Here is a 4,888-nt window from a genome sequence, read left to right as displayed (position 1 = left end):
CTTGCGCTAGGGGCTTTCGGCCTGTCTGTGCGCCGCCAGGGACTCGAACCCCGGACCCGCTGATTAAGAGTCAGCTGCTCTAACCAACTGAGCTAGCGGCGCCTGCTGACGCGGAGAACATTACCTGGTCAGCAGCCGAAACACACAATCGGCCCGGGCGGCCGCGCACGCAGCGTCACGGCACCAGGACCACCTTGCCCCGGACGTGCCCCGCGCCGACCAGCCGGTGGGCCTCGGCGGCCCGCTCCAGCGGCAGCGCCTCGGCGACCTCCAGCCGCAGCCCGCCCGCCTCCCACAGCCGCACCAGCTCGGTCAGCCGCGCGGCCGTGCGCGGCCCCCGCAGCCCCCGGACGCCCAGCCGCTCGGCCTTCGGGTAGTCGACCACGGTGCCGATCCGGCTCCGGTCGGAGACCAGCTCGACGGAGGCCGCCAGCGCGCCCCGCCCGGCGGCGTCGAAGGCGGCGTCCACGCCCTGCGGCGCCACCGCCCGGACCCGCTCGACCAGCCCCTCGCCGTACGTGACCGGGATCGCGCCCAGGTCGCGCAGGTAGTCGTGGTTGCGCTCGCTCGCGGTGCCGATCACGGTGGCGCCCCAGGCCCGGGCGAGCTGGACGGCGACGGTGCCGACCCCGCCGGAGGCGCCGTGCACCAGCACGGTGTCGCCTGGGCCGACCGCGAGCAGGGTGAGCGCCAGGTGCGCGGTCTGGCCGGAGGCGGAGAGCGAGCCGGCCTGCTCCCAGGGCATGCCGGCGGGCTTGGCCACCAGCTGGGCGGCGTCCACCGTGACGAGCCCGGCCTGGCTGTCCAGGAAGCGGAAGCCCAGCACCTCGTCGCCGACCTGCCAGCCGGAGCCGTCCGGTCCGAGCCGGTCCACCACTCCGGCGAACTCGTTGCCGAGGACGAACGGCGGCTCGACGACGGCCCCCGGCGGGCGGAAGCCCTCCCGGATCGCGAGGTCGACAGGCTGCACCCCGGCGGCGAAGACCCGCACCCGCACCTCGCCCGGCCCGGGTTCCGGGTCGGGCACCTCGGTGACCCGCAGGACCTCCGGACCGCCGGACCGCGTCACGGTGACCGCCTTCATGTCTGCTCCCGCCCTCTCGAATGTTCGACATTCGACTGCTTGACTGTTCGACCGCCCCCGATCCTCGGACCTGAAGTCCACTTGAGGTCAAGCCACTGTTCGGCCCGCTGTTCGGCGCGTCTTCGCCGATGGGCGCATTGTCAGATTTATCCTGGGCGGCGCTCAGCCGTCCGTTGTCGAGAGGAACGTTTCCGTGGGCCAGCTGCCCCTGTTCTTCCTGGTGCTGCTCGCCTCCGTGGTGACCATGCCACTCGCACGCAAGACCGGAGTCCCGCAACCGGTCCTGATGACCCTGCTCGGCATCGTCATGGCGCTCGTCCCGCAGATCCCGGACGTCACCATCGAACCCGAGCTGATCCTCCCGCTGGTGCTGCCGCCGCTGATCTTCGCGGTCGCCCGGCGCTCCTCGGTGCGCTACTTCAAGGCCAACGTCCGCTCGATCCTGCTGCTGGCCGTCGCCCTGGTGGTGGTCACCACGGCCGCGGTGGCCGGGGCGGTGCACTGGCTGCTGCCCGCCCTGCCGGTCGCCGCCGCGATCGCCGTCGGCGCGCTGGTCTCCCCGCCCGACCCGGTGGCCGCCGTCGCGGTGGCCGGCAGCGTCGGCCTGCCCCGGCGCCTGGTGTCGATCCTGGAGAGCGAGGGCCTGTTCAACGACGTCACCGCGATCGTCGTCTACTCGCTGGCCATCGAGGCCGTGGTCAGCGGCGACTTCTCGGTCGGCCACGCGGTGCTGCGCTTCATCCTGTCCGCGGTGCTCGCCGTGGTCGTCGGCATCGCCCTCGGCTGGGTCAACACCAAACTCGCCGAGCGCCTGGACGACCCGACCCAGCAGGTCGCGCTCAACCTGCTGGTGCCCTTCGCTGCCTACGCCATCGCCGAGGAGATCCACGGCTCCGGCGTGCTCGCCGTCGTGGTCTGCGCGCTCTACCTCGCCGAGCGGGCCTCCGACGCCGACGCCGTCTCCTTCCGGCTGGTCGGCAACGCCTTCTGGGAGGTCGTCGAGATCCTGATCACCGGCGTCGCCTTCGGCCTGATCGGCCTGGAGCTGGCCACCGTGCTCAAGGAGGCCGGCCGCGGCTGGACCGGCTTCATCGGCGACGCCGCCGTGGTCATCGGCGTGGTCGTGGTGGTCCGGCTGCTCTGGCTGCTGCCGGCCGGCTGGCTGTCGAAGAAGCTGCGCAGCGGCGACGACGAGGACACCCCGTTCAGCTGGAAGGAGAGCGTGATCCTCTGGTGGTCCGGCATGCGCGGCGTGGCCACCGTCGCCCTGGCCCTCGCCATCCCGCTCACCCTGCACTCCGGCGAGGAGTTCCCCGAGCGCGGCCGCCTGGTCTTCATCGCCTTCAGCGTGGTGCTGTTCACCCTGCTGGTGCAGGGCCTCACCCTGCCCTGGCTGGCCAAGCGGTTCGAACTGGACATCGACCAGGACAAGCACGAGCAGGCCGTGCGCCAGCTCTGGTGGCGGGCCGCCAAGGCGGGGCTCAGGCGGCTGGGTGAACTGGAGGAGCAGGACCGCCTGCCCGCCGAGGTCGCCGACCGCCTGCGGGACCGTCAGCACGACCGGCTGGCCCGGCTCTGCCCGGAGAACTACGCCGAGGAGGAGGCCGCCGAGGCCAAGCTGCGGCTCAGCCAGTGGCGGGCCGCCCGGGAGGTCGAACAGGAGATGATCGCCGCCTCCCGGCGCGAGATGCTCGCCGCCCGCAGCGAACTCGGCGCCGACCCGGAGCTGGTCGACCAGGTGCTGCGGGGGCTGGACCTGCGCTCGGAACGCAAGTGACGGCCTGTCCGGCCCCGCCGGGCGGAATGTGCGCGACCGGCTCCGCGGTTGCATAGGCTGAGCCCGGGCAGGCCGTCAACGGAGTCGGCGCACCACCAGTACCACCAGTACCCGCACGACCTCGCGAGACCCTCACCGCCTGGCCCTGCCGGTTTCCGCACCCAGATGAATCGAGGAACCACCGATGTCGGAGACCCGTGCCGACGCCCGCACCCCGCTCGACCGCACCCCGCAGTGGGCCGCCCTCGGCAAGCACCGGGCCGCGCTGGGCGAGACGCACCTGCGCGAGCTGTTCGCCGCCGACCCGGAGCGCGGCCGCCGCTACACCCTCCAGGTCGGCGACCTGCACGTGGACTACGCCAAGCACCTGGTCACCGACGAGACGCTGGAGCTGCTGCGCGAACTCGCCGCGGCCACCGGCGTCGCCGAACTGCGGGACGCGATGTTCCGAGGCGAGAAGATCAACAACACCGAGCGCCGCGCCGTCCTGCACACCGCGCTGCGCGCCCCGCGCGGTGCCGTGATCGAGGTCGACGGCGAGAACGTGGTGCCCGCCGTGCACGCCGTCCTCGACAAGATGGCCGGCTTCGCCGAGCGGGTCCGCGGCGGCGAGTGGCGCGGCCACACCGGCAAGCCGATCCGCACCGTCGTCAACATCGGCATCGGCGGCTCCGACCTCGGCCCCGCGATGGCCTACGAGGTGCTCCGCTCGTTCGCCAAGCGCGACCTCGACGTCCGCTTCGTCTCCAACGTGGACGGCGCCGACCTGCACGAGGCGGTCCGCGACCTCGACCCGGCCGAGACGCTGTTCATCGTCGCCTCGAAGACCTTCACCACCATCGAGACCATCACCAACGCGGTCTCGGCCCGCGACTGGCTGCTCACCGGGCTGGGCGCCGGCACCGAGGCGGTGGCCAAGCACTTCGTCGCGCTGTCCACCAACGCCGAGGGCGTGCGGGACTTCGGCATCGACACCGACAACATGTTCGAGTTCTGGGACTGGGTCGGCGGCCGCTACTCCTACGACTCGGCGATCGGCCTCTCGCTGATGATCGCCATCGGCCCGGACGCCTTCCGCGAGATGCTGGACGGCTTCCACCTGGTCGACGAGCACTTCCGCACCGCGCCGCCGGAGCAGAACGTCCCGCTGCTGCTCGGCCTGCTCGGCGTCTGGTACGGCGCGTTCTTCGACGCCCAGGCGCACGCCGTGCTGCCCTACTCGCACTACCTGTCGAAGTTCACCGCCTACCTCCAGCAGCTGGACATGGAGTCCAACGGCAAGTCGGTGACCCGCGACGGCTCGCCGGTGACCTGGCAGACCGGCCCGGTGGTCTGGGGCACCCCCGGCACCAACGGCCAGCACGCCTACTACCAGCTGCTGCACCAGGGCACCAAGCTGATCCCGGCCGACTTCATCGGCTTCGCCAAGCCGGTCGCCGACCTGCTCCCGGGCCTGGTCGCCCAGCACGACCTGCTGCTGGCCAACTTCTTCGCCCAGACCCAGGCGCTGGCCTTCGGCAAGACCCCGGAGGAGGTGGCGGCCGAGGGCGTCCCCGCCGAACTCGTCCCGCACAAGACCTTCCAGGGCAACCACCCGACCAGCACCATCCTGGCCGCCGAGCTGACCCCCTCGGTGCTCGGCCAGCTGGTCGCGCTCTACGAGCACAAGGTCTTCGTCCAGGGCGCGATCTGGAACATCGACTCCTTCGACCAGTGGGGCGTCGAGCTGGGCAAGGTGCTCGCCAAGCGGATCGAGCCGGTGCTGCTGACCGGCGAGGGCGCGGAACAGCTGGACAGCTCCACCGCCGAGCTGGTCGCCCGCTACCGCGCGCTGCGCGGCCGCTGAGCCCCGGTCGGGCCGTCCGCTCCGGCGGGCGGCCCGGTCCTGCTTCCTTGTTCGCCGGTTCGCGGTTCGCGCGGGAAACGCCGAGAGGCCCCCCCCGTTCGCAAAGGGCCACACCGCTGTCTGTGCGCCCCCCAGGACACCAAACCCCGACCCCCCTATTAAGAGTCAACTCAGCTAACCC

The 4,888-nt window shown here is 71.9% G+C and carries 3 protein-coding genes and 1 tRNA gene; 2 read left to right on the top strand and 2 right to left on the bottom strand.

Features of this window, described 5'->3' with window-relative positions; translation table 11 throughout:
* Window positions 1–28: 28 nt before the first annotated feature.
* Window positions 29–102: transfer RNA gene (locus ACFV6I_RS20580), tRNA-Lys, on the bottom strand.
* Window positions 103–175: 73 nt separating this feature from the next.
* Window positions 176–1,084, bottom strand: coding sequence for an NADP-dependent oxidoreductase (locus ACFV6I_RS20575; protein WP_380426799.1), 909 nt, complete (start codon window positions 1,082–1,084; stop codon window positions 176–178).
* Between the two features lie 193 nt (window positions 1,085–1,277).
* Between ACFV6I_RS20575 and ACFV6I_RS20570 the strand changes: the two genes are divergently transcribed.
* The gene (locus tag ACFV6I_RS20570; RefSeq protein WP_167745871.1) at window positions 1,278–2,861 is read left to right on the top strand and encodes a Na+/H+ antiporter; all 1,584 of its coding nucleotides are present in this window, start codon (window positions 1,278–1,280) and stop codon (window positions 2,859–2,861) included.
* Between the two features lie 184 nt (window positions 2,862–3,045).
* Window positions 3,046–4,707 (top strand): glucose-6-phosphate isomerase, encoded by a 1,662-nt coding sequence (gene pgi / locus ACFV6I_RS20565; RefSeq protein ID WP_380426797.1) that lies wholly within the window; start codon window positions 3,046–3,048, stop codon window positions 4,705–4,707.
* Window positions 4,708–4,888: the final 181 nt, after the last annotated feature.

It is taken from the genome of Kitasatospora sp. NPDC059803, from assembly GCF_042732255.1.
In the GTDB taxonomy this organism is placed as follows: Bacteria; Actinomycetota; Actinomycetes; order Streptomycetales; family Streptomycetaceae; genus Kitasatospora.
The sequence above is the reverse complement of the archived record's forward strand: the minus strand, read 5'-3'. Positions and strand labels throughout refer to the sequence as shown.